Source organism: Aequoribacter fuscus (assembly GCF_009910365.1).
In the GTDB taxonomy this organism is placed as follows: Bacteria; Pseudomonadota; Gammaproteobacteria; order Pseudomonadales; family Halieaceae; genus Aequoribacter; species Aequoribacter fuscus.
The window spans coordinates 2,443,600-2,466,523 of record NZ_CP036423.1; the positions used below are offsets into that span (position 1 = coordinate 2,443,600).

At 52.3% G+C, this 22,924-nt stretch carries 23 protein-coding genes and 2 tRNA genes; 17 read left to right on the forward strand and 8 right to left on the reverse strand.

The window, feature by feature from the left end:
• Window position 1 precedes the first annotated feature (1 nt).
• From prmC to hemA, 3 genes are read right to left on the reverse strand one after another with little or no spacing between them, the layout of a single operon-like run.
• Window positions 2-829 carry a peptide chain release factor N(5)-glutamine methyltransferase gene (gene prmC / locus EYZ66_RS10980; RefSeq protein WP_009576737.1) on the reverse strand — a complete coding sequence of 276 codons (828 nt, stop codon included), beginning with the start codon at window positions 827-829 and terminating at the stop codon, window positions 2-4.
• Window positions 830-831: 2 nt separating this feature from the next.
• Window positions 832-1,917 (reverse strand): peptide chain release factor 1, encoded by a 1,086-nt coding sequence (gene prfA, locus EYZ66_RS10985; protein WP_009576738.1) that lies wholly within the window; start codon window positions 1,915-1,917, stop codon window positions 832-834.
• A 27-nt stretch (window positions 1,918-1,944) separates the two neighbouring features.
• Window positions 1,945-3,213: a glutamyl-tRNA reductase gene (hemA, locus tag EYZ66_RS10990; RefSeq protein WP_009576739.1), complete on the reverse strand. Its 1,269-nt coding sequence runs from the start codon at window positions 3,211-3,213 to the stop codon at window positions 1,945-1,947.
• 145 nt (window positions 3,214-3,358) lie between these two features.
• On the opposite strand from hemA, the gene EYZ66_RS10995 reads away from it, so the two are divergent.
• The 8 genes from EYZ66_RS10995 to ychF all read left to right on the forward strand — a co-directional run bounded on the left by EYZ66_RS10995 (window position 3,359) and on the right by ychF (window position 9,947).
• Complete coding sequence (locus tag EYZ66_RS10995) at window positions 3,359-5,086, forward strand: tetratricopeptide repeat protein (RefSeq protein WP_050793459.1); 1,728 nt, start codon at window positions 3,359-3,361, stop codon at window positions 5,084-5,086.
• Entirely contained in the window at window positions 5,086-5,595 is a 510-nt protein-coding gene (locus EYZ66_RS11000; protein ID WP_040817260.1) for a lipoprotein insertase outer membrane protein LolB, read from the forward strand. Before EYZ66_RS10995 ends, EYZ66_RS11000 begins: the two co-directional genes overlap by 1 nt.
• Window positions 5,592-6,443 carry a 4-(cytidine 5'-diphospho)-2-C-methyl-D-erythritol kinase gene (gene ispE / locus EYZ66_RS11005; RefSeq protein ID WP_009576742.1) on the forward strand — a complete coding sequence of 284 codons (852 nt, stop codon included), beginning with the start codon at window positions 5,592-5,594 and terminating at the stop codon, window positions 6,441-6,443. Before EYZ66_RS11000 ends, ispE begins: the two co-directional genes overlap by 4 nt.
• 9 nt (window positions 6,444-6,452) lie before the next feature.
• Window positions 6,453-6,527, forward strand: a tRNA-Gln gene (locus tag EYZ66_RS11010).
• Between the two features lie 63 nt (window positions 6,528-6,590).
• Window positions 6,591-7,523 carry a ribose-phosphate pyrophosphokinase gene (locus EYZ66_RS11015; RefSeq protein WP_040817277.1) on the forward strand — a complete coding sequence of 311 codons (933 nt, stop codon included), beginning with the start codon at window positions 6,591-6,593 and terminating at the stop codon, window positions 7,521-7,523.
• 67 nt (window positions 7,524-7,590) lie between these two features.
• On the forward strand, window positions 7,591-8,223 hold the full coding sequence (locus tag EYZ66_RS11020; protein WP_009576744.1) for a 50S ribosomal protein L25/general stress protein Ctc: 633 nt from the start codon (window positions 7,591-7,593) through the stop codon (window positions 8,221-8,223).
• A 27-nt stretch (window positions 8,224-8,250) separates the two neighbouring features.
• The gene (pth, locus tag EYZ66_RS11025) at window positions 8,251-8,835 is read left to right on the forward strand and encodes an aminoacyl-tRNA hydrolase (protein ID WP_009576745.1); all 585 of its coding nucleotides are present in this window, start codon (window positions 8,251-8,253) and stop codon (window positions 8,833-8,835) included.
• Window positions 8,836-8,852: 17 nt separating this feature from the next.
• Window positions 8,853-9,947, forward strand: a complete 1,095-nt coding sequence (ychF, locus tag EYZ66_RS11030) for a redox-regulated ATPase YchF (RefSeq protein WP_009576746.1) — start codon at window positions 8,853-8,855, stop codon at window positions 9,945-9,947.
• A gap of 91 nt (window positions 9,948-10,038) precedes the next feature.
• Here the strand turns inward: ychF and EYZ66_RS11035 are convergent, their stop codons facing one another.
• Both EYZ66_RS11035 and EYZ66_RS11040 read right to left on the reverse strand, forming a co-directional pair.
• On the reverse strand, window positions 10,039-10,326 hold the full coding sequence (locus EYZ66_RS11035) for a hypothetical protein (protein ID WP_009576747.1): 288 nt from the start codon (window positions 10,324-10,326) through the stop codon (window positions 10,039-10,041).
• A gap of 9 nt (window positions 10,327-10,335) precedes the next feature.
• Window positions 10,336-11,157, reverse strand: coding sequence for an ion transporter (locus tag EYZ66_RS11040; protein ID WP_009576748.1), 822 nt, complete (start codon window positions 11,155-11,157; stop codon window positions 10,336-10,338).
• 187 nt (window positions 11,158-11,344) lie between these two features.
• Here EYZ66_RS11040 and EYZ66_RS11045 point away from each other — a divergent pair.
• Window positions 11,345-11,421 (forward strand) — tRNA-Met (locus EYZ66_RS11045).
• Between the two features lie 37 nt (window positions 11,422-11,458).
• Here the strand turns inward: EYZ66_RS11045 and EYZ66_RS11050 are convergent.
• The 3 genes from EYZ66_RS11050 to EYZ66_RS11060 all read right to left on the reverse strand — a co-directional run bounded on the left by EYZ66_RS11050 (window position 11,459) and on the right by EYZ66_RS11060 (window position 15,119).
• On the reverse strand, window positions 11,459-11,878 hold the full coding sequence (locus EYZ66_RS11050; RefSeq protein WP_040817280.1) for a PaaI family thioesterase: 420 nt from the start codon (window positions 11,876-11,878) through the stop codon (window positions 11,459-11,461).
• A 131-nt stretch (window positions 11,879-12,009) separates the two neighbouring features.
• On the reverse strand, window positions 12,010-14,103 hold the full coding sequence (gene fusA / locus EYZ66_RS11055; protein WP_009576751.1) for an elongation factor G: 2,094 nt from the start codon (window positions 14,101-14,103) through the stop codon (window positions 12,010-12,012).
• A 239-nt stretch (window positions 14,104-14,342) separates the two neighbouring features.
• Window positions 14,343-15,119 (reverse strand): bacteriorhodopsin, encoded by a 777-nt coding sequence (locus EYZ66_RS11060; RefSeq protein WP_050793460.1) that lies wholly within the window; start codon window positions 15,117-15,119, stop codon window positions 14,343-14,345.
• A gap of 288 nt (window positions 15,120-15,407) precedes the next feature.
• Here EYZ66_RS11060 and EYZ66_RS11065 point away from each other — a divergent pair, with 288 nt between their 5' ends.
• Genes EYZ66_RS11065 through EYZ66_RS11100 form a run of 8 tightly spaced genes read left to right on the forward strand, consistent with a single transcriptional unit; the run spans window position 15,408 to window position 22,888 of the window.
• Window positions 15,408-16,451, forward strand: a complete 1,044-nt coding sequence (locus EYZ66_RS11065; protein ID WP_050793461.1) for a polyprenyl synthetase family protein — start codon at window positions 15,408-15,410, stop codon at window positions 16,449-16,451.
• Complete coding sequence (gene crtI, locus EYZ66_RS11070) at window positions 16,441-17,928, forward strand: phytoene desaturase family protein (RefSeq protein ID WP_009576755.1); 1,488 nt, start codon at window positions 16,441-16,443, stop codon at window positions 17,926-17,928. The genes EYZ66_RS11065 and crtI overlap by 11 nt, the downstream gene beginning before the upstream one ends.
• Before the next feature lie 4 nt (window positions 17,929-17,932).
• Window positions 17,933-18,877 carry a phytoene/squalene synthase family protein gene (locus EYZ66_RS11075; RefSeq protein WP_009576756.1) on the forward strand — a complete coding sequence of 315 codons (945 nt, stop codon included), beginning with the start codon at window positions 17,933-17,935 and terminating at the stop codon, window positions 18,875-18,877.
• A complete protein-coding gene (locus EYZ66_RS11080) occupies window positions 18,855-19,982 on the forward strand; it encodes a lycopene cyclase family protein (RefSeq protein ID WP_009576757.1) in 1,128 nt (375 codons plus the stop codon). The genes EYZ66_RS11075 and EYZ66_RS11080 overlap by 23 nt, the downstream gene beginning before the upstream one ends.
• A gap of 3 nt (window positions 19,983-19,985) precedes the next feature.
• Window positions 19,986-20,789 carry a Brp/Blh family beta-carotene 15,15'-dioxygenase gene (locus EYZ66_RS11085; RefSeq protein ID WP_009576758.1) on the forward strand — a complete coding sequence of 268 codons (804 nt, stop codon included), beginning with the start codon at window positions 19,986-19,988 and terminating at the stop codon, window positions 20,787-20,789.
• Entirely contained in the window at window positions 20,786-21,829 is a 1,044-nt protein-coding gene (fni, locus tag EYZ66_RS11090) for a type 2 isopentenyl-diphosphate Delta-isomerase (protein WP_009576759.1), read from the forward strand. Before EYZ66_RS11085 ends, fni begins: the two co-directional genes overlap by 4 nt.
• A complete protein-coding gene (locus EYZ66_RS11095; protein WP_009576760.1) occupies window positions 21,826-22,206 on the forward strand; it encodes a CidA/LrgA family protein in 381 nt (126 codons plus the stop codon). Before fni ends, EYZ66_RS11095 begins: the two co-directional genes overlap by 4 nt.
• Window positions 22,196-22,888 (forward strand): LrgB family protein, encoded by a 693-nt coding sequence (locus EYZ66_RS11100; protein ID WP_009576761.1) that lies wholly within the window; start codon window positions 22,196-22,198, stop codon window positions 22,886-22,888. Before EYZ66_RS11095 ends, EYZ66_RS11100 begins: the two co-directional genes overlap by 11 nt.
• Window positions 22,889-22,924: the final 36 nt, after the last annotated feature.

Below are 22,924 nucleotides of genomic sequence, written 5' to 3' on the forward strand. Positions count from 1 at the left end.
TTCAAGCCCACTGCGCGCCTGTAACGCGATCCAAACCCTGAAGGTCACAATGTGTCTGTGCACCCTGATATCCCAGATCAATAAACCGTTGACGCAAGCGCTCGGCCTGTTGGTAGCCATGCTCTAACCAAAGAGTGCCACCCGACTTTAAATACTTGGGTGCCTGATCGATTATTGCGAACAAATCCGCTAGGCCAGCATTCGGTGCGACCAGGGCTTTTATGGGTTCGAACCGTACGTCACCTTGCTGCAAGTATGCCGAGTCAGGCTCGACATAAGGTGGGTTGGACACAATTAAATCAAACTGATACTGCGGCAGTGAGGCAAACCAATCGCTGCAATAAAAATCGATATTCTTAATGCCGAGGTTTTCTTGGTTGGCCGTAGCGACGTCTAAAGCATCTTCGCTGCGATCGACCGCACATATTGACCACTGAGGGCGCTGGGAGGCCAGCGCCAAAGCGATAGCGCCAGAACCCGTGCCTAAATCGAGAACCTCAGCCTTTACATCCAGGGCGAGCCCTAAGGCTACATCGACCAGCAGTTCGGTCTCAGGTCGAGGAATCAATACGCGTTGATCAACGTGTAAGTCCAAGCCATAGAATTCTCGGCGTCCCAACAAATACGCGACAGGAACACCGCTGGCGCGTCTGTCAACCAATGCCCGATATTGTTGCACAACGCGCGGAGCCAATTCACGTTCAGGCCAAGCGAAGAGTGTTGTTCGCTCTAAGCCGGAGACCTGTTCAAGCAGCAAGTGAGCCTCTAGATTAGCGCTGTCTGCTGGTAACAGCGCTTTGGCCCAACGCAAGCACTCGGCAATCGTCATCGCTAGTCGTCGGACAATGCCGCTAACTGATCCGCCTGGTATTCTTGACGCAGCGGGGTCACTACCGAGTCGAGGTCGCCTTCCATAATCTCATCCAACTTGTAGAGGGTGAGATTAATGCGGTGATCGGTCATTCGCCCTTGCGGGAAGTTGTACGTTCGGATGCGATCAGATCGATCGCCGGTTCCCACGAGATTCCGGCGCTCTTGAGCCTGCTCTGACGCGGCTTTTTCTTCTGCTGCAGTATCCAGCTTAGCCTGTAACAACGACATCGCGCGTGCTCGGTTTTTGTGCTGAGAGCGCTCGTCCTGGCACTCCACCACAATGCCTGTAGGCAGGTGAGTAATGCGAATAGCCGAGTCGGTCTTGTTGACGTGCTGACCACCGGCACCTGAGGCTCGGAATGTATCGACCCGAATGTCGGCCTTGTTAATCTCGATGGCATCGACTTCTGCGGCCTCTGCCATCACGGCAACGGTACAGGCAGACGTGTGTATTCGTCCTTGCGATTCGGTCTCTGGTACTCGCTGCACGCGGTGAGCGCCAGATTCGAACTTTAAGTGTGCGTAGACGTCTCGCCCCTCTACCCGGGTAATGATTTCTTTATAGCCACCGTGCTCACCAGCACGCTCGGACAAAACCTCTAACCGCCACTTCATGCGCTCGGCATAACGCGAGTACATTCTAAATAAGTCACCTGAAAATATAGCGGCCTCGTCACCGCCCGTACCCGCGCGAATCTCAAGGAAGACGTTAGCGGAGTCTTTAGGGTCTTTAGGTAACAGCAAGCGTTGCAGCTCAATTTCCAGTGCCTCTATTGCTTCTTTAGCGGCATCGAGCTCTTCCTCCGCCATCTCGCGCATATCAGGGTCGTCGTCTAACAGCATAAGTTGCGCGGCTTCCATATCGTCTTTGGCGGTCTGGTATCGCTTAAACGTAGCAACCACTTCCTCTAGTTCCGAGTACTCGCGCGACAACTCTCGAAAACGTTCTTGATTGCTAATGGTCTCGGCGTCGCTTAACAAGGCCGATACTTCTTCATGTCGCTCTACCAGCAATTCCAACTTATGTAACAGTGATGATTTCATTGTTGCGGATGACCGCACTCCTTCAGTTTATTGATCTAATTCGTCGGGCAGACCCAGCAGGCGCTTGGCGACATCGAGCTCTGCGACGTTTTGTTCTGCAATACTGCGCAAACCTTGGCTGGGCGCGTGTATCAATTTATTGGTGATAGCACGGGCCATAGATTCCAACACAGCCTCAGGGTCGGCGCCCGCGCCAAGCTCTTTTCGAGCCCGTTCAAGTTCTAAATCGGTCAGTGCAAAGGCCTGATCACGATAATATTTAATCCATGGCTTTGACGCATCGGCTCGTCGACTGCGAGTGTAAAGCACCAATTCTTGATTGAGAATTTCGCGAGCTTTATTCGCCTCTGTTTCACGTTGCGCCCTATTTTGGTCAACAATATCGCGCAAGTCGTCTACCGTATACAGGTACACATCGTGCAGTTCGGCAACCTCGGATTCCACATCGCGAGGCACCGCGATGTCAATGAACAACATCGGCTCATGACGCCGTTTCCGCAAAGCCGTCTCGACCAAACCTTTACCGATAATCGGCAATTGGCTTGCCGTCGATGACACGACAATATCGACTTGCGGTAAGACCTCAGGCAAATCGCCCAAGACACAGGCCTCTGCACCTAATTTTTTAGCTAAACTTAGGCCGCGGTCGAGGCTTCGATTGGCAATAAGCATGCGATTTGCGCCCGCTTGACGCAGGTGAGTACCCACTAACTCTATGGTTTCACCGGCGCCCACTAGCAACACATTGACACTGGCCATAGACTCATAGATGCGACCCGCCAAATCGACTGCAGCGTAGGCGACGGACACAGGATTTTCCCCAATAGCGGTCTCGGTGCGCACGCGCTTAGCGGCAGCGAATACGCGCTGATACAGCCTATTCAGCACCGCTCCCACCGTGCCACACTCGCGCGCCAGGGCATAAGCCGATTTCAGCTGACCCAAAATTTGCGGCTCGCCAAGTACAAGGGAATCCAAGCCTGCGGCAACCTGCATGATATGCCCCACCGCATCGACATCCGTGTGCAGATAAAGATGGCCGTCAAGCTCACCAGCCGGCAACCGATGGTACTCGTGCAGCCACTGGATCACGGCCTCCGCCTCAAGTGGCGACTCCGAATCGCGTGCCAGCAGCAATTCCGTGCGATTGCAGGTGGATAGAATGCTGGCTTCGCTGTCTTGTAAGGACGCCAGCTGCTGCACCGCGTCCGAGAGCTGATCAGGACCAAATGCCACGCGCTCGCGCACCGAAACGGCGGCGGAATTGTGGTTTAAACCGATCAACAAAACGGACATTTGATCTACTCATACACAGCGACTTTGCAACAGCGCGCAAGTCTATCACAAATTCCTTCGTACTCTGCCCTACGAACATGGCACACACCCTAGGGATTACCCTATTATTGTGGCATTATTGACGAAAACGTATTGAGAATCGGCGATGAGACGAATTATCTCTGTCACAGTGTTAGCAGGCCTATTATCCGCCTGCAGTTCGGCGCCCGTACAGCAGCCGATTGCTGCAGCGACTGCAGATCCCGTGAGCACGATAGAACCTCAAATCATTCGTCAGGAAGCCCCCATACCCGATGAATTGGTGTATGACTTTTTGCTGGCTGAGTTTGCCTTACGCCAAGGCGACTACCGACAAGCGTTACGCCTGTACCAAGACCTAGCAACGCAAGTTGATGACGTAGAGGTTTCAGCGCGCGCTACTCGCATAGCGCAATTCTTGGGTGACGAATCTGCTGTATCTGTGCTGGTAAAACGCTGGCTGGCGCAGGAACCAAACAACCCCGAGGCGGGACGCCTAGCGGGCATCTTAGCACTGCGACGCGGAGCCGGGGCTAAAGCCTTTGACTATTTTTACGACGCTGCACAAGAAGGTGCAATCGTTGACTTTGGCATGCTAGCAAGAGCCTACCCCGACCTAAGTTCTCCCGAACGTGAAATTCTAAAACAACGCATCGATGCCAAACTCGATGGCTCACAAGAGCGCTCCTTGACCTTTGCCCGCGCTCTGATGGCTGCAGAAGATGGTGATAACACGCGCGCTCTGACCTTTGTAAACGAATTATTGGCGGCTGAACCTCAAAACATTCAGGCCCTCATGCTACAGGCCCGCCTGCAACTGAGTCTCAAACATGAGAGCCCGCTGGACGGGCTGGCTCAAGCGGTAAAAACCAATCCCAATAACGAAGCGCTGCGCCAACACTATGCGCAATTACTCGCGGGCACCGACGTGTCGGCGGCCCGCACGCAATACGAAATTTTGTCGGCCGACCACCCTCGTAAAGGGGAGTACCTAATGGCCCTGGCGCTGCTCAACAAAGAGCTTAATGACTCTCTTGCCGCCAAAGCCTACCTGCGCCAGTGCCTCGCCTTAGAGCAACTTATCGATGAAGCCCACTATTATCTGGGCGAAATAGCCCAGCAAGAAGGCGCATTACAAGCGGCGATGGATCACTACCAACACGTAGGCGATGGCCAGCACTTTTTAATCGCCAGCCGCCGTGTGGCCGCCATGTTGCTGCAAACAAACCAGCTCCAAGAGTTGCACGCCTATCTAGAAAACCAACGCACTCGCTTCCCTCGCCGAGGCGAACAGCTGTTCGCGCTCGAAGCCCAGGTCCTCAGCACGGCCGAAGAAGACGAAGCAACCGTGGAGCTTCTCAACAAAGCGCTAACGGTATATCCCAACTCCGAGTCATTGCGCTACGCCCGGGCAATGGCCGCCCAACGGCTGGGGAATTTGGCCCAGTTAGAGGCGGATCTTCGCATCATTTTGTCGATCAGCCCGAACAATGCGACTGTGCTAAATGCACTGGGCTATACCTTAGCGGATCAAACCGATCGCTACGAAGAAGCCTTCGAACTGATCTCAAAGGCACTTGAGTTGGCGCCGGGTGAGCCCGCCATCCTCGATTCAATGGGCTGGGTTTTGTTCAAACTTGGCCGCCTGCAGGAGGCAGAGCAACAGCTGCAATTAGCCTACCAACAAATGCAAGACCCCGAAATCGCCGCCCATCTTGGTGAAGTGCTGATGGCGATGGGCAGAGCCGAAGAGGCAACCAAATTGTGGACGGCAGCCATAGAGGCGGCGCCCCAACATCAGGCGCTGATTGACACACTGAAACGTCTGCAACCTGCATTGCTCGTCACCCAATAATGCGCAAGCTCCTCATTGCTCTGCTGACGCTATGGCTGGGTGCTTGCGCCCAGCAACCTATAACACCCTCAGCGACAGATGCTACTCGTTGGTCAATGGACACCAAGATTGCCTTTGCTGGCCCGAAAGAATCGGGCTCGGGCTATGCCCACTTTGACTATACGCCTGGCTTGCTCAGTGGAGAGCTCAGTGGCGCCTTCGGCATTGGCAAAAGTCGCATAGACTGCAATCTGCGTTATTGCAATGTGAGCAGTGCAAACGGCGACAATAGACTTTGGCTAGACCAGGGTAATCTCGAATTGCAGGATGACGTATTGCTACCTATACACTTGCTTCCCGACTGGCTACTGGGTAACGACGCAGCCCAGACTGAAACGCTAGACTGGCGTTTAGAGGTTAGCGCGTGGCAAGAACAACATGGTGTCCGTTTGCCGCAAAAACTTCGCCTATCGCATAAGAGTGGCAACACTCTAAAAATATTCATCGTGCGTTGGACACCACAAAAATGACCGCAAACGAGACTGCATTCGAGGGTGTATCGCCCGCTAAACTCAATTTGTTTTTGCACATTACCGGCCAACGCAGCGACGGCTATCACCACCTACAAACGGTGTTTCAACTGCTTGATTGGGGCGATGATATTCGCATTAGAGCGAATCAATCCGCTAAGATTACTCTGACATGTCCCAAGATACCGCTCGCACCCGAGCGCAATCTTGCCGTTAAAGCAGCCCTCGCCTTGCGGGCCCACACTGACAAACTCGACCTGGGAGCGCACATCGAAATCGATAAACACATCCCGGACGGAGCAGGCCTTGGCGGGGGCAGTTCGAATGCTGCAAGCGTGCTTTTGGTGCTCAACAAACTTTGGAAACTGGACTTAACAGCCGACACATTGGCGGAGATTGGTCGCGAATTAGGCGCAGACATTCCTGTTTTTGTGCACGGCCACAGCGCCTGGGCTGAGGGTATTGGCGAACACCTCACCCCAATCAACTTGCCAGAAAAGATATTTTTGATCGTAAAGCCCAAAGTTTCGATTGCGACCGCTGAAATTTTTCAAACTAAGGAATTGACACGAGACACGCCCGCCATCACAATAGCGACCTTTTTCGAGGGGCGGTATCGGAACGACTGCGAAAGCGTTGTCTTCCAAAAGTTTCCAGAGGTCAAAGCTGTTGCTGAATGGCTTGGTCAATATGGAACGCCGCGGCTCACTGGAACCGGAAGTTGTGTATTTTTAGAGTGTCAATCTAGGGCACGAGCGGCTAAAATAGCGCAGCAAGTTCCAGCAGGCAGTCGGGCCTTTGTGGCACAGGGTGTAAACCAGTCACCCATCGTTACTGCACTGAAATAAACGAATAACTGGGGTGTCGCCAAGCGGCAAGGCACCGGGTTTTGATCCCGGCATTCGGAGGTTCGAATCCTCCCACCCCAGCCATTTTTGTGCGAACTCATCATCGCCCAATCAGCACCCAGAGGAAGCAACGTGTCCACTAGAATGATGGTTTTTGCGGGCAACGCGAATTTAGATCTTGCCCGTAAGGTTGCAAGCCGCCTGTATTTATCTCTTGGAAATGCCACAGTTAGCAGCTTCAGCGATGGCGAAATCGCCGTCGAGCTCAACGAAAATGTGCGCGGCAAAGATGTGTTTATAGTACAACCCACTTGCGCGCCGACCAACGACAATCTGATGGAATTGGTCGTTATGATCGACGCACTGCGTCGAGCGTCGGCGGCACGAATCACCGCAGTCGTTCCTTACTTCGGCTACGCCCGTCAAGACCGACGCGTAAGGTCTGCTCGCGTACCTATCTCAGCCAAAGTGGTTGCAGACATGATCGTTAACGTCGGCGTGGACCGCGTGCTTACCGTCGATCTTCACGCAGAGCAAATTCAGGGCTTTTTTGCCTGCCCCGTTGACAACATTTACGCTTCACCAGTGCTTAATAGCGATATCGTTGCTTGCGGCTACAAAGACTTGATTGTGGTGTCGCCGGACATTGGCGGTGTTGTGCGCGCGCGCGCTATCGCCAAACAGTTAGGGGATGCGGATCTCGCCATTATCGATAAACGTCGCCCCCAAGCCAATGAAGCACAGGTGATGAACTTAATCGGTAATGTAGACGGCCGCACCTGCTTACTGGTTGACGACATGGTCGACACAGCGGGAACGCTTTGCAAGGCCGCGGATGCGTTAAAAGAACGAGGCGCCGTCAAGGTAGTCGCTTACTGCACACACGCCGTTTTGTCGGGCAAGGCAATCGAGAATTTGCGAAATTCCAGCCTAGACGAGTTAATTGTGACCGACACTATACCCTTGACGGACGAAGCCAAAGCCCTTGGCAAAATTCGCCAGCTTACTATCGCTGACTTGCTCGCAGAATCCATGCGTCGAGTCAGCAATGAAGAATCGATTAGCGCGCTGTTCGAGTAACAGCGTATTTTGAGCCCTTCTTTCGTATCGGTCGCAGGTACTTAAGAAGCTTATGAAGGAGAAGACTATGTCTGATCAATTTGAAGTAGCAGTATCTGCTCGAAGCGATATAGGGAAAGGTGCGAGCCGCCGCCTACGTCGCCTAGAGAACCTTGTACCCGGTGTTGTTTACGGCGGTCACAAAGACCCAGTAAGCGTATCGGTTGTGTCAAAAGACATCGAAAAGTCATTGGAAAACGAGGCGTTTTATAGCCACGTTTTGACCTTGAATTTTGGTGATCACACCGAAAGCGCGGTACTAAAGGACTTGCAGCGCCACCCCGCCACCAACAAAGTGGTGCACTTAGATTTCTTACGCGTTGTCGCGGGCGAAGCCATTAAAGTACAGGTGCCCCTGCACTTTACCAACGAAGACACCTGCAAAGGCGTTAAAATTGGTGGTGGTATGGTTCAGCATCAGATGACTGAAATCGAAGTGTCGTGCCTGCCCAAAGACATTCCAGAGTTCATTGAAGTCGACATGACTAATGTAGAAGTTGGCGCAATTGTCCACCTATCTGACCTGACGCTCCCTAAAGGCGTAACCTCGGTTGCATTAAGCCTCGGCGCAGACCACGATCTAGCCGTTGCCTCAGTGACACCACCTAAAGGTGGCGCGGCCGCCTCAGGCGACAGCTCGGACGAAGCTGACAGCGAGTAATCGCTTTCTCTACTGGGCTTGCGCAGCATGACGATTCGCTTGATAGTGGGCTTGTGCAACCCCGGCACCCAATACGACCAGACCCGGCACAATGCCGGGTCTTGGTTTGTAGAGAGCCTAGCAAAACATCACAATGGCCAGTGGAAATCCGACGCCAAACTCTTTGGCCGAACCAGCAAAATAGTCATTGGCTCGCATGAGCTATTACTGTTATTACCAGACACCTTTATGAACCGCAGTGGCAAATCGGTCGCAGCCGCGGTAAATTTTTACAAACTGCAAAGCACACAAGTGCTTGTTGTTCACGACGAACTCGATCTAAGCCCCGGTATTGCTCGCTTTAAAGACGGCGGAGGTCACGGCGGCCATAATGGTCTGCGCGATATTATCCCAGCGCTCGGTAACAAGTCAGATTTTCTTAGGCTTCGCATCGGCATTGGACACCCAGGTCACGCCAAAGCTGTCAGTAATTACGTGCTCAGCAAGCCCGACCAAGGCGACAAAACCGCCATCGAACACATTATTCATGAGGCCGAGCAGACACTGACTTACGTGCTTGCTGATGACCTCGCTAAAGCCATGAACCAACTGCACAGCATTGCAGTTAAGTAGCTTAAAGGACACTCAATATGGGTTTTAAATGCGGCATAGTAGGATTACCTAACGTCGGCAAATCCACGCTTTTCAATGCGCTCACCAAAGCCGGCATTGATGCTGAGAACTTTCCCTTCTGCACCATCGAACCAAATTCCGGCGTAGTCCCTGTGCCCGACCCTCGACAAACCGAGATCTCAAAGCTGGTGAAGCCTGAGCGCGAAGTCTCGACCACGATGGAGTTCGTGGATATCGCCGGCCTCGTCGCTGGTGCCTCGAAGGGCGAGGGCCTAGGCAACCAATTTTTAGCAAATATCCGCGAAACCGATGCCATCGCGCACGTTGTCCGCTGCTTCTCCGACGACAACGTTATTCACGTTGCCAACAAGGTAAACCCTGCCGAGGACATTGAGGTGATTAACACCGAACTGGCTCTGGCAGATTTAGAAAGCTGCGAGAAGCAGCTGCAAAAGGTGGTGCGCACGGCAAAAAGTGGCGACAAAGAAGCGGTCGCGATGAAAGCGCTGTTAGAAGACGTGTTACTCCCCCACCTCAACGAAGCCAAGCCAGTTCGCGCGTTGGCCCTAGATGACAACCAGAGAGCCCTAGTCAGAACGCTGCATTTACTCACGGTTAAGCCAACCATGTATATCGCCAATGTCGACGAAGAAGGTGTTGACGGCAATGAATACGTCGACCAAGTCAAAGCGATTGCGGCAGATGAGAACGCGATTGTGGTCGTAATTTGCAATAAATTAGAGTCCGAGATCGCCGAACTTGAAGACGACGAGCGCGCCGAATTTTTGGCAGACCTTGGCATGGAAGAGCCCGGACTTGATCGGGTGATTCGTGCCGGCTATCAGCTTTTGGGCTTACAGACGTACTTTACCGCCGGCGTCAAAGAAGTTCGTGCGTGGACGGTTAAAGTGGGTGCGACAGCCCCCGAGGCGGCGGGCGTCATTCACACTGACTTCCAAAAAGGCTTTATCCGCGCCGAGGTTATTGGCTACAACGATTTTATTCAGTACAAAGGTGAAGCCGGCGCAAAAGAGGCCGGCAAATGGCGCCTCGAGGGCAAGGACTACATCGTCAAAGACGGCGACGTTATTCACTTCCGCTTCAACGTATAGTGACCTGTTGAGGCTGTTGCATCGAGCGGCGGCCTCAGTTCACACAAGGCCTGTCACCACCGATCCCAGGCGCACCGCGACGCAAAGTAAACTAACGCTTTTGCTTTGCACTCCACTGAACGTGCCGCCGCACCGCATCATCCGATAGCAGCAACTCTAGGGTATACAGACGTTTACCCAGGGCCATTTCATCATAAAGCTTATGCAAACCGCGATGACAGGGCTGGCAAATGTCGATACCTCGATTTAAATACTCGCGACTGTAGTGCTTTTTAAAGCTGGTTCGCCTGTGCAGTTTGCGCGGGATTAAATGGTGAAATGTCAGCTGCCTGCTGGCACCACACAGCGCACAAGGGCTAGGTGTTACCGACTTAGCCATCACTGAACCCTACTGAGGCGTCTCAGAGCGCGCCTGCAGCAGGGATTTGATTTCCGCTAGCTCTGCCTTTAAATCCTGCAAGGTTGGCTCTCCAGCCGCTTCTGCCTCGGCTGCCGCAATCTTTTTATGCTCGCCTTCCAAGACATTCACCACAATACCGATGATCATATTCAAAAACGCAAAAGCAGATAGAAAAATAAAACTCAAATAGTAAGCCCAGCTCAGTGGATATACCGACATCGTCTCATACATAACATCAGTCCAATCCTCAAAGGTCATCACACGAAATAACGTCAGCATACTGATGGCAATATCGCCCCAAAGCTCGGGATTAATCGCTGCAAAAAACGTGGCGCCCACGGCGGCGTAAATATAGAAAATTATAAACATCATCAGCATCACATAGCCTAGCTGCGGCAATGCCACCAGTAATGAAGTGATCAAGGTGCGCAACTCGGGGATAATAGACACCATCCTGAGCACTCGAAAAATGCGTACCAAGCGCCCAATCAAGGCCAATTCGGAGTCTTCAATGGGGATTAGGCTTACCACTACGATAAGTGTATCGAAGACGTTCCAAGCATTCTTGAAAAATGTCCTTTTACTAGGATCACCTAAGAACCGAATGGTGATTTCAACCAAAAAGAATAAGGTAATTGCCCAGTCTAGGCCGACAATCACGGGCTGCGTCCATGCTGGCAACGGGTAGGTTTTAACGCCTATGATCAAGGCAGAAAAAACGATAATAGCGATCACCGAAAGCTCGAATAGTTTATTCGCGCGCAGCTTCGCAAAGCGCTGCTCTAATAGCGATAAAGAGGCAGTGGACATAACAAGCAAACTCAGACGGAAGAGGTGAGTATTGTAGAAGCAGTGCGAGAAAATGTCAGTGTGAAAAACACCTGAAAGGCTTGACAAAAAAGCGAAAAATCCGCACTATTCGCGCTCTCAAAAATGCAGCGCATTTTCGAGATCTCACCCGCTTTTCACTGCATTTAAGTGGCAAAGCAAACATTGTGGCTACGTAGCTCAGTTGGTTAGAGCACAGCATTCATAATGCTGGGGTCACTGGTTCAAGTCCAGTCGTAGCTACCACCTCATCTTGAAGTCGTCGCACTATTGCAAGCCAACATTATTTTGCCCTGCCAAGTTTCGCTACAGAGCTCGACGTCGCCGTCAATTCGCCCTCACTGTTGGTAATAGATCCCTCGAAAAAGGCCGTTTTGTAGCTCGCTTTAATTACACGACCCTCCACTCGCAAACACCCGGCGCGAGTCGGTGCCAGGTAAGACGTCTTAATCTCGAGCGAGGATACCGCCGTTATGCTTTGATCAACAGCAAAAATAGCGTGCGACATCGCCGCATCCAGCATCGCGGTGATAAATCCACCTTGCACGATATCAATACTGTGGCAAAAGTCCCTGCTGATATTAAATTCGAACACGCAGGTCGCCTGCTCTAAATCGACATCAACAATACGCCCGCCCAGCATACGAATGAAGCCTGGCGCATGCCCGTTCAAGCCTTCAATTAACTGCGTCTTATCCGTCACTATTTGTAACCCCCTGAACAAACGCCACATTGTATGGGATTGCGCCAGCGCTTCAAAACGTAATTCAGCGTCTTTTTCGCGGGCATAAAAAAACCCGGCTTAGCCGGGTTTTCAGAGTCAGGCCCTAAGACCTACTTATTTTTCGCTTCACGACGCGCTTTGGCTTCTTCGATTACCTTGGCCGACACCGCTGCTGGGCATGGTAGGTAGTGCGAAAACTCCATCGAAAACTGGCCGCGACCCGAGGTCATGGTGCGCAAGTGACCGATATAACCAAACATCTCAGACAGAGGTACATCGGCTTTTACACGAACACCGGTAGACGATGGCATTTGGTCTTTGATCATGCCACGACGACGGTTCAAGTCACCAATAACATCACCCACGTGATCTTCAGGCGTGAACACATCCACTTTCATGATGGGCTCGATCAACTGAGGACCGGCTTTTGACATCGACTGACGATAGGCGCCACGAGCTGCCAATTCAAACGCAATCGCCGATGAGTCAACCGCATGGTAAGAACCATCGTATAGCTCGACTTCTACGTCGAGTACAGGGAAGCGAGCCAACGGCCCTTCAGCCATCATATTCTCGAAGCCCTTCTCAATCGCTGGGAAGAACTCTTTGGGAACGTTACCGCCCACAACCGTCGACTTAAAGGTGAAGCCACTGCCGACTTCGCCGGGACGGATGCGGTAGTCAATTTTACCGTACTGACCAGAGCCACCCGACTGCTTCTTGTGGGTGTAGCTGTCTTCCACTGCCTGGGTGATGGTCTCGCGATAGGCAACCTGAGGCTGACCCACGACTAATTCCACACCATAGGTACGCTTGAGAATGTCGATCTTAATATCCAAGTGTAACTCACCCATACCTTTGAGGATGGTCTCACCTGAGTCTTCGTCAGTCTCAACGCGGAACGATGGATCCTCAGCAATCATTTTACCGATCGCGATACCCATTTTCTCTGAACCACCTTTGTCTTTCGGCGCAACAGCGATCGAAATCACAGGCTCTGGGAACACCATCGCTTCCAGCGTACAGGGGTTATCGACAGAGCACAGTGTGTGACCCGTTTGAACGTTCTTCATACCGATACAGGCAAAAATATCACCCGCCTGGACGCTGTCGATCTCGTTACGTTCGTTCGCGTGCATTTCTACCATTCGACCAATTCGCTCAGTTTTACCCGTAGCGGAGTTCAGAATGGTATCGCCCTTTTTCAACTTACCCGAGTAAACGCGAATAAAGGTCAAAGCGCCAAAACGGTCGTCCATGATTTTGAACGCCAAAGCGCGGAACGGCTCGTCCACAGAAACGGTAGCCACTTTACCTGTTGGGTTACCTTCTTCGTCGGTGAGATCCTGAGGATCAACTTCGGTTGGGCTGGGCAGATAGTCAACAACCGCATCCAATACCAACTGAATGCCTTTATTTTTAAAGGCTGAACCACAGAAGGTTGGGAAGAAGTCGAGTTTGCGAGTGCCTTCACGGATACAACGTTTAACGTCTTCAATCGAAGGCTGCTCGCCTTCCATGTAAGCCATCATTAAGTCGTCGTCTTGCTCAACGGCAGTTTCAATCAGCTGCTCGTGGTAAGCATCGACGTCATCGACCATGTCGGCTGGCACATCAGTCACTTCGTAGTTTTCTGGCTGACCAGAGTCATCCCAGATATAGGCTTTCTTGGTTAATACATCCACCACACCTACGAAATCGTCTTCACGACCGATCGGCAAGGTCATTACCAACGGGTTAGCCGCCAATACGTCACGCACCTGATCCACTACGCGGTAGAAATCGGCACCCAAACGGTCTAATTTGTTTACGAAAATCAAACGAGCGACTTCTGACTCGTTGGCGTAGCGCCAGTTGGTCTCTGACTGAGGCTCAACACCACCAGAACCACAGAACACACCGACACCACCGTCCAACACTTTTAACGAACGGTACACTTCTACGGTGAAGTCAACGTGCCCGGGAGTGTCGATGATGTTTAAGCGGTGATCATTCCAGAAGCAGGTTGTCGCTGCTGACTGAATGGTAATACCACGCTCTTGTTCCTGCTCCATGAAATCGGTAGTCGCTGCACCATCGTGTACCTCACCGGTACGGTGGATTTTACCGGTCAACTTAAGGATACGTTCGGTCGTGGTGGTTTTACCCGCGTCCACGTGCGCGAAAATACCAATATTTCTGTATAAAGATAGATCTGCTGCCATTGGTCTACTCGTCGAGTTTAGTGTTTAAAAAATACAACTTAAAATTTCGCGCGCAAGTTTACAGGAAATTACGCCGGGGTGAGTGACTTTCTTTGAAAAGAGGGGTGTTTTTTTCGGTTTTCGCAAAAAATACCACTAAATCAGCGCCACAAAGAACAGCTCGACACCTAGATCAGACGTCACAGCCAGGTTACAACGAAAAAAGCCGCCTCGCGGCGGCTTTGAAAGGACCCTAGAACTTAAGCTTTCGCTGAAGTGTCTTCGTTTGCTGCGTACCAAATGAACAAGCCAAACGCGATCTTGTTCAACACGTCTGCTAGGTTGTAAACGATATTCAGGGTTCCCTGATCGGTACCACCCGCCAAGTAACCCAAGAAGTAGCCAATAGGGTAAATTGCCCAGCCAATCGTTACTGTCCATTTCATCAGACCGTAAGACTTCTGAACTGCCGCAGTGGCTTCTGCTGCCGCAACCTTGCTGGCTTCGCCCGCAAAAATTTCGTACAGAATATAGAACCATCCTAACATACCGATGACGAATCCAACGGTCACATTTAGGTAGCCCGCTTCGCCCATGTAACCGGGTACCAGCATGACCAGCGTACCAATCAGCAAGCGCCAGAAAATACCACCTGACACTTTGGTAATCGCGGCCAGAATCAAGTAGAACTCGATCATCAGCAGCGGTACTGTCAGCAACCAATCAATGTATCGGAAGTCGGTTGGCGACGCACCCGTACTGACCCACACTTCACGCATGTACATGTAGTGGAAGGCAGCAATGAATGTTACCAAGGCCGACACTGTCAAACTTGTTGCCCATTTGCCGCCCATTCGCAGAGCTTCCATCAAGAAGAAGATCGTTGACGCGGCCAGAGCCATAGAAATTAACCAAAACGAGTAACCTACGAAGTCACCCGATTGCAGCATTGTACTTGCAAATACAGAGCTAGAACCGAGCGCTAACAGGCCTACTACCCCTGCTTTGTGCCACACGTTTACACTTTTATTGAACATAGCTATTTCTCCAATTTTTCTTATCTCGAGATATTTTACCGCTTGTTACCACAGTGCAGATGCACGTGTTTGATGCGCATCTCATCGCAAGTTGGATCACTTTCGTCGCAAAAAAAATAACGAAACACCAGAAAAAATAGTCAACCCTTTGTTTTGTATAGGAAAAAATTTTAGCAACCAAACTTAGCTGGAATTGACTTTTAAATTTTTTTTGATCTAGTGATCCTCTAGCAAGCTTGCGTGCGTATGCCCCATACCAACAACACAAAAATAACTGAAGGTTGGACTATGGATCAGACCATCTTAGCGGTAGCAAGCGGCGCAGCAGCACCGACGCCTCCCCACGCGGCAGGCAGGTCGGGCGTTGAAGAAGGGCTCGAACGGGCGTTCAAAACGACTGTACAACAAGCGCCCTCTTCGTTGCGCGAGCCCTGTCGTGAGCATTTTAAAAAGCGAGGCAAGCATTTACGCGGCAAACTGGCGTACTCGGCAGCGCGGCAGTATGGATCCTCGTCACAGGCGGCGTCTTCCTGGGCCGCGGCGGTGGAACTTTTGCACAATGCGTCCTTAGTGCACGACGATCTATGCGACAAAGACAGTAAGCGACGAGGCCAGCAAACAACCTTTAGGCAGTACGGAGAGGCCGTTGCCGTCTGTCTGGGAGACTATTTAATCGCCAAAGCCTATGAGTTTGCCGCGCGAGCGGGTGCCGAAAGCCTCCACCTTTTGTCGTCGAGCATCTCTGCTTTGGTGGGTGGCCAAGCCGCCGAATTTGCCAGTGCCGGCTACCCTGCGTGGTCTGAATACGAGCAAATTGCTGTCAGCAAAACCGCCCCTCTACTCGGCATGGGGGTCGTTGGCGCAGCTCTGATCAATCAGCAAAGCGCGCCCGAGGCAGAACTAGAGCATTATTTTTATCACGCAGCGCTGTGCTTCCAGATGATTAACGACATTCGAAATTTCAGCGGTTCAGATGGCGCTGAAGCACCCTGTTCCGATTTGGCGAACTGCCGCCCTAACGCCGTGATCGCCAGTTTCACAGAGACATTACCCAAACACCTTAAGGCACGCTTCTCGCTCTGGGCTGACAAAATAAGGACGGGAGAAATTATAGCCGATACGGTAGAAACCAGAGAGTGGTGGCAGCGCCTGTGTGCGTCCGATGCGTTTTCAGATACTGCACAACGTTTGCACTTCCACTTCAACATGGCCAGCGCTTCGCTCGTGCGATTACCCCCTAATCTACAGTCTGTTATCAACCCGCTTAATCAATGGCTTGCATTAGAACTCACCAAAACTCGGCATTGCATGAGCAAACACCGTGACAACTGATCAAACTCGTACTTTGGTTGTTGGCGGCGGATTCGGAGGTATTGCCAGCGCCCTGCGGTGCCGCGCACTCGGACATCAGGTTACGCTGGTTGACCGACTGAGCGAACTCGGAGGAAGAGCACAAGTCTTCGAACGCGAGGGATTCCGTCACGATGCCGGCCCAACTGTCATCACTGCGCCATTTATGTTTGAAGAGCTTTTCCAGCTGTTCAACAAAGATCTCGCCGATTATGCCGACATTGTGCCCTTGGACACGTGGTACGAATTTTATTTTAACGATGGTAAATCGTTCACCTATAAAGGCGATATCGAGCACACATTTGCGGAAATCGCCAAATTCGAACCCAAAGATGTTGCTGGCTATCAATCACTTCTCGCCCTGTCCCAAAAGATTTTTGCAGTCGGATTTGAACAGCTCTCGGCACAGCCCTTCACCACGTTTACGACCATGCTCAAACAGGTGCCCGCGCTTATCCGCCTGCAAAGCTACCGAACCGTTTTCGGTTTGGTGAGCCGATTCATTCGTAACGAGCACTTGCGCAAAGTATTTTCGGTCCATCCACTGCTGGTCGGCGGCAATCCGTATACGACGACTTCGATCTATACACTAATACATTACTTAGAGCGTCAATGGGGCATTCATTTTTGCATGGGTGGAACAGGCGCGCTGGTTTCAGCACTAAAAACCCTAATGCAAGAAGAGGGCATAGTGGTCCAGACTGAGTGCGATATAGAGCAAATTCTTATCGAGAATCACCGTGCAACAGGTGTAGTGACCAGTCAGGGTCAAACAATACGCGCCGATAACGTCGTTTTTAACGGAGATGCCCCCCACGCTTATCGAGCTTTGTTGCCCCAATCGCTTAAACGCCAGCCCATTCGACGCCCAGAAGCACTCACACAGTATTCGATGGGACTGTTTGTACTCTACTTTGGCACGCGCACCACTTACAGCGACATTGCGCACCACACGATATGGCTGGGGCCTAGACACAAAGAATTACTCGAGGATATTTTTGACAACCATATCGTCCCAGATGACTTCTCGCTGTACCTACACCGTCCGACGGCGACGGATCCCACCTTCGCTCCAGAGGGCTGCGAGAGTTTTTACGTCCTGTGCCCTGTCTCTAATTTAAAATCTGGCACCGACTGGGAAGTAGAAGGCCCGCGACTGAGAGATCGGATTGTGACCGCATTGAATGAAACCATCCTTCCGGGGCTTGCAGACACTATCTGCGCCGAATTTTGGATGACGCCTGAGGATTTCAAAACGCAGTACCGGTCTGAGCATGGCGCGGGGTTTTCGATCGCACCGACGCTCACCCAGTCTGCATATTTTCGTTATCACAACCGCGACCCCGATGTGAGCAACTTATACTTCACAGGCGCAGGCACACATCCCGGCGCCGGATTGCCGGGGGTGCTGTCCTCCGCCAAAGTGGTAGAGCACCTCATGCGAGGCGAAGGAGCATGAACCCATGGTGACGCAGCCTCTCACGTCCGACCAAGTCACTGCGCCCGAAAGCACCATGGAGACATTGGCCTCGCACGGCAAAACCTTTTATTGGGCCTCTTTTTTCCTAACCAGGCGACAGGCCAAAGCGGCCGCTGAGCTCTATGCGTGCTGCCGGGCACTTGATGACTTGGCCGACTCAGCCACGCAATCCAAACTCACCAAAAAACAAACCTTAAAAGCACTGAAGTTAGCCCTAGAGCACGCCGACCAACCAACCCACTACCCGCTCGGGGAGGCTCTGCGCCGCTTGACCTCTCAGCACCAAATTCCGGCTACCGCGCTCGCGAGTTTGTTGGATGGCCTCATTACCGATACCGAGTCGGTCGCGATTACGAGTAAAAGCGAGCTCGATCGCTACTGTTTCCGCGTCGCAGGCACTGTTGGCCTAATGATGTGCCCCATACTGGGCGTGAGTGACGAGCGCGCCTTACCGTTTGCTATTGACCTAGGGATAGCGATGCAGCTTACCAACATTTGCCGCGATGTATTAGAAGACGCCGAGCTCGGGCGACGCTACTTGCCGGTTGACCTCACCCCCGTAGAACTTCGTTTTGCCTCAGAGACCATTAAAATACGGGTACAACATGCCCTTGCCGATCAGCTTCAGCGGGCAGAAGTCTTCTATCAATCGGGGCTTTGCGGCCTGGCCTATCTTCCCAGAAGGAGCCGAGTAGCGATATTTATCGCTGCTCACTTGTATCGAGCAATCGGCCGAAAACTTCAGGATCGACGCTTGGCTTGGTGGGAGGGCCGCACCGTCATAGCCCCCATGGAGAAGCTGATGTTAACGCTGAAGCTCCTCCCCACATTGCTGTATGTGCTGCTGCAGCCCAAGCCCACGCGTCATAAGTCGCACTTGCACGCCAACCTTGAAGGCCTGCCCCATGTCGACCACCCTCAAGGCTGATGTTGCAATTATAGGAGCGGGTATCGCTGGTTTAAGTCTTGCTACGCGACTTAAGCAAGAAAACCCGAGCGCACACGTAACCTTGGTGGGGCCTGAGGACCTGCGCCCTCAACGTATCAGCACGTGGATCGAGTCCAACAATACTGTCCCAGCGTTCGTTAAGTCTTGCATTGACAAACAGTGGAGTACATGGAGGTTTCGCGACAAATTCGGCAATGTCTACACCCAACACGCCAACACCACATACTACGCGGCAATCGATGGGAAACGTCTAAAAGAACAGCTCGAGGAGCATGCCAAGTTACTCGGCATACAGCGCATCAAAGAAAGGTGCGATAGCGTAGAGCGCACATCGATGGGCTACCAATTTATCTGCAAAGATCAGGGAGCAGTGTCGACTCAGCTGGTCGATACACGGCCGCCAGCGATCCCGAGCACGACCATAAAGCAACAGTTCGTAGGGCGTATCATTCGTTGCGATAACCCTCATGAACACACTATGCCTCAGCTCATGGACTTTACCGCACGCCCCATTGCCAACGACGGGTTAACCTTTGTGTATACCTTACCCCTCTCAGACCATGACCTGCTCATTGAAGCAACGACGTTCAGCCCAACACTCTATGCACAAGCCGACTACGAGGCGTGTATCGGACAATGGATCGAGAACCATCTAGCGCCGAACAACGCTTGGCAACACATCGAGACTGAATCGGGCATTTTACCCATGGGACCGGTAGCGCCCGCCGACGGGACACTCGCGCGATGCGGTATCGCCGGCGGTTCATCACGCGCCTCTACCGGGTATGCCTGGCATGGCACCCAACGCCAAATAACTCAACTCGCCAAGGCGTTTGCGCTTGGGGCTGACTTGACGACCGAGCAAGTCTACTCATATAGAGCGCGATTCATGGACACCCTGTTTTTGCGTGTGCTACAACATCAGCCCGAGGCCATTTACCAACTGTTTATGGTTATGGCAAAGCGGCTGCCGGGTGACACCTTGGCGCACTTCTTGTGTGACGAAGATGGGTGGAGGCCCTGTTTACGCACCATCATAACCGCGCCAAAATGGCCTTTTATACGCGCCTTATGGCAAGCTTAGGATATGGATCACAGCCTGTTCACTGTCGTCACACCCATACTTTTAATGGCACTATTCGGTGTACCACATGGCGCCTTGGATGCTGCGCTGATAAAAATGACCATCGCCCCAAATCGGCAGGTGTTTACTTTTGTCATCTATAGCGCGATTGCGCTTATTTGCATCATGGTTTGGTACGCTTTACCGACCGTCGCCATGGTATTGTTCTTAGCACTGAGCTGCTGGCACTTCGGAAAGTCTGACGTCGTCGACCAGAAATTATCGCATCCGCAACTGCACATTATCGCTCGAGGTGGCATTTGGACACTGTTTTTGCCGCTGATACACTGGCCCTCGACAGAGCCAATTTTTGCGCAACTGAGGACGGACACAGAGCTAATAAAAATCGGCCTCACAGTGATCTTGCCCTTGTGGGCCCTGGGGTTTTGCGCCCTAATTTACGTCGCACTGGCAGCGCGAAAAGTGAAATCCCTAGCTGCGCCGGTGCTTGCACTCGCTTTAGTCCCGCTGCTCCCACCACTGTGGTCACTGGGCTTGTATTTCTGCTTTTGGCATGCCCGCAGGCATACCCAACAAACAGTCGCTCAACTCTCAAACAGAGCAAACGCTAGACGATTGGCACGCGGCATTACCGCCCTCACCTTGGGCATTGCCTTGATGGTATTTACGATAATGCCCGCAGAGATCAGTTTAGACACGGCAATGGTTCGTATATTCTTTGTTGGAATTTTTGCACTCACAGTGCCCCACATGATACTTATCGACTATTATTTACCCCGAACGTATTCATTCGGCACTCACCTATGAGTCAGTCCACCATCAACGATCGCAAAAGTGAACATTTAACCTTGGCAGGCTTACCCACCATGCAAATGTCGGTCACTAACGGACTGGACTCGGTTCAATTTGAACCTTGTGCCTTGCCCGAGCTGAATTTCAGCGAAATTGATACGCGATGCCACTTATTTGGGAAAGAGCTACAGCAACCACTCATCATAGCGTCCATGAGTGGCGGCACGCGCGCGTCGCGCCAACTCAACCAAACCTTAGCAGCGGCTGCCGAGCAGGCGGGCGTGGCCTTGGGGTTGGGGTCGATGCGAATTGCCATCGAACAACCAGAACAGTGCTCTACATTTCAAGTCCGGTCGATCGCGCCCAGCATACCCATTCTGGCCAATATCGGCGGTGCTCAGCTCGTCCAGCCGGAAGGGTTAAGCCATGCCTTAAAGTGCATCGACATCGCCGAGGCTGACGGAATCTTTGTGCACTTAAACCCGCTGCAAGAAGCTCTGCAGTCACAGGGCGATACGCAATGGCGCGGTGTATTGGACGCTATTGCGACACTGGTCACGCTTGCGCCGGTACCCGTGATTGTGAAAGAAGTTGGCCACGGCCTAGGTCCGAGCACTGCCAGAAAACTGGTGAACGTTGGCGTCCAATACCTAGATATTGCTGGCGCAGGCGGCACCAGCTGGGCAGCGATCGAGACCGAGCGCTCGCGCACAGATAACAAGGCCCAAACAGGCGAAGTCTTTCATAATTTTGGTATCAATCTGCGTGATTCACTCAGATCGATACAGCAGGAAGAGACGCTAAGCGAGTCGCTCACCTTAATCGCATCCGGGGGCATACGATCCGGTCTAGATATCGCTAAGAGTATTCGTTTGGGCGCTTCGTTTGCTTCCGCAGCATCGCCCATATTAGCGGCAGCAAATCATGGCACAGAGTCTCTTACAGAATTCCTTGAGCAATGGCGGCAACAGCTCAGAATTAGCTGTTTCGTGACAGGTTGCGCCTCTCTGCGAGACTTGCGCTATGCGCCCTTAATTACGCCACAGCATTTATGAAGCATATTGCGACGTTGTTGCTTGCGACTGTGGGCTTGATGACACTGTGGCTTGCCAAGACCCTCGGCAACCATCTGGTTGTTCAATTCGCAATTCCAATTCCCGGGGCCGTAATCGGCATGTTGGTTGTCTTCATGTTCTTGATATTCTTGGGCAACATACCTAAGCCCCTGAGCGACGCTGCGACCCCCTTACTTCAGCATATGAATTTGCTCTTCATTCCCGCTGCCGTGGGTTTAATGAGCCTAGGCTCGCTTTTGTCTCAGCACGGGCTCGGCATTATTACCGCCATGCTCGTCTCTACACTTGCGGGATTTTGGGTTTGTATACAGGTGTACACCAAGCTCGGCCGCAAACACGCTAGCCATGACACATAACATCAATCTCTTGTTTTGGCTGGCCTGCACCTGCGGTATTTACAGCATCATGCTGCTGCTATACCGTCGTGCTGACAGCACCCCCTTTTTGCACCCAGTGGTGACCAGCAGCGCCCTCATGATTGGGCTTTTACTGTGGCGCGACGTCAGCTACTCGAACTTCCGATCGTACACTTGGATTTTGTCAGAGGGACTCGAGCTCGCCACCGTGGCTATCGCAATTCCACTGTATCGCGAGCGAAAGCGCCTAGCTGCAGTTTGGCGTCCCTTTGTGCTGTCTTTAGGCGCTGCGACACTCATCAACCTAAGCGTGGCTTTTTTAGTGGGCTGGAGCTTAAAACTGAACGATGTCAGCCTCATGTCCTTGATGACCAAATCCGTTACCACACCGGTCGCCATTGGCATCAGCGATCTGATTGGGGGCAATGCCTCATTGGTCGCGGTCATCGTTATCAGCACGGGCATTATCGGCGCAATGCTTGGGCCTTGGCTCCTGACCCGCTGGCGGGTACAAGACCCCGTGGCCATCGGTTTGGCTCTGGGCACGCTGTCCCACGGCGTAGGCACAGCCCGCGCCTTTCAAATAAGTCCAGCCGCGGGCGCATTTGCAGGTTTAAGCATGGCCATATGCGCGATACTAACCTCTCTGGTCCTGCCAAGCCTGATCGCCGCTTGGCGATAACAGAACCGGCAAACTATGCATAGTCAAACGAGTCGT

Excerpts from the sequence above, each read along its gene's own strand:
- prmC (WP_009576737.1), bottom strand. The coding sequence starts at position 829 with ATGACGATTGCCGAGTGCTTGCGTTGGGCCAAAGCGCTGTTACCAGCA.
- prfA (WP_009576738.1), bottom strand. The coding sequence starts at position 1,917 with ATGAAATCATCACTGTTACATAAGTTGGAATTGCTGGTAGAGCGACAT.
- hemA (WP_009576739.1), bottom strand. The coding sequence starts at position 3,213 with ATGTCCGTTTTGTTGATCGGTTTAAACCACAATTCCGCCGCCGTTTCG.
- EYZ66_RS10995 (WP_050793459.1), top strand. The coding sequence starts at position 3,359 with ATGAGACGAATTATCTCTGTCACAGTGTTAGCAGGCCTATTATCCGCC.
- EYZ66_RS11000 (WP_040817260.1), top strand. The coding sequence starts at position 5,086 with ATGCGCAAGCTCCTCATTGCTCTGCTGACGCTATGGCTGGGTGCTTGC.
- ispE (WP_009576742.1), top strand. The coding sequence starts at position 5,592 with ATGACCGCAAACGAGACTGCATTCGAGGGTGTATCGCCCGCTAAACTC.
- EYZ66_RS11015 (WP_040817277.1), top strand. The coding sequence starts at position 6,591 with ATGGTTTTTGCGGGCAACGCGAATTTAGATCTTGCCCGTAAGGTTGCA.
- EYZ66_RS11020 (WP_009576744.1), top strand. The coding sequence starts at position 7,591 with ATGTCTGATCAATTTGAAGTAGCAGTATCTGCTCGAAGCGATATAGGG.
- pth (WP_009576745.1), top strand. The coding sequence starts at position 8,251 with ATGACGATTCGCTTGATAGTGGGCTTGTGCAACCCCGGCACCCAATAC.
- ychF (WP_009576746.1), top strand. The coding sequence starts at position 8,853 with ATGGGTTTTAAATGCGGCATAGTAGGATTACCTAACGTCGGCAAATCC.
- EYZ66_RS11035 (WP_009576747.1), bottom strand. The coding sequence starts at position 10,326 with ATGGCTAAGTCGGTAACACCTAGCCCTTGTGCGCTGTGTGGTGCCAGC.
- EYZ66_RS11040 (WP_009576748.1), bottom strand. The coding sequence starts at position 11,157 with ATGTCCACTGCCTCTTTATCGCTATTAGAGCAGCGCTTTGCGAAGCTG.
- fusA (WP_009576751.1), bottom strand. The coding sequence starts at position 14,103 with ATGGCAGCAGATCTATCTTTATACAGAAATATTGGTATTTTCGCGCAC.
- EYZ66_RS11060 (WP_050793460.1), bottom strand. The coding sequence starts at position 15,119 with ATGTTCAATAAAAGTGTAAACGTGTGGCACAAAGCAGGGGTAGTAGGC.
- EYZ66_RS11065 (WP_050793461.1), top strand. The coding sequence starts at position 15,408 with ATGGATCAGACCATCTTAGCGGTAGCAAGCGGCGCAGCAGCACCGACG.
- EYZ66_RS11075 (WP_009576756.1), top strand. The coding sequence starts at position 17,933 with ATGGTGACGCAGCCTCTCACGTCCGACCAAGTCACTGCGCCCGAAAGC.
- EYZ66_RS11080 (WP_009576757.1), top strand. The coding sequence starts at position 18,855 with ATGTCGACCACCCTCAAGGCTGATGTTGCAATTATAGGAGCGGGTATC.
- EYZ66_RS11085 (WP_009576758.1), top strand. The coding sequence starts at position 19,986 with ATGGATCACAGCCTGTTCACTGTCGTCACACCCATACTTTTAATGGCA.
- fni (WP_009576759.1), top strand. The coding sequence starts at position 20,786 with ATGAGTCAGTCCACCATCAACGATCGCAAAAGTGAACATTTAACCTTG.
- EYZ66_RS11095 (WP_009576760.1), top strand. The coding sequence starts at position 21,826 with ATGAAGCATATTGCGACGTTGTTGCTTGCGACTGTGGGCTTGATGACA.
- EYZ66_RS11100 (WP_009576761.1), top strand. The coding sequence starts at position 22,196 with ATGACACATAACATCAATCTCTTGTTTTGGCTGGCCTGCACCTGCGGT.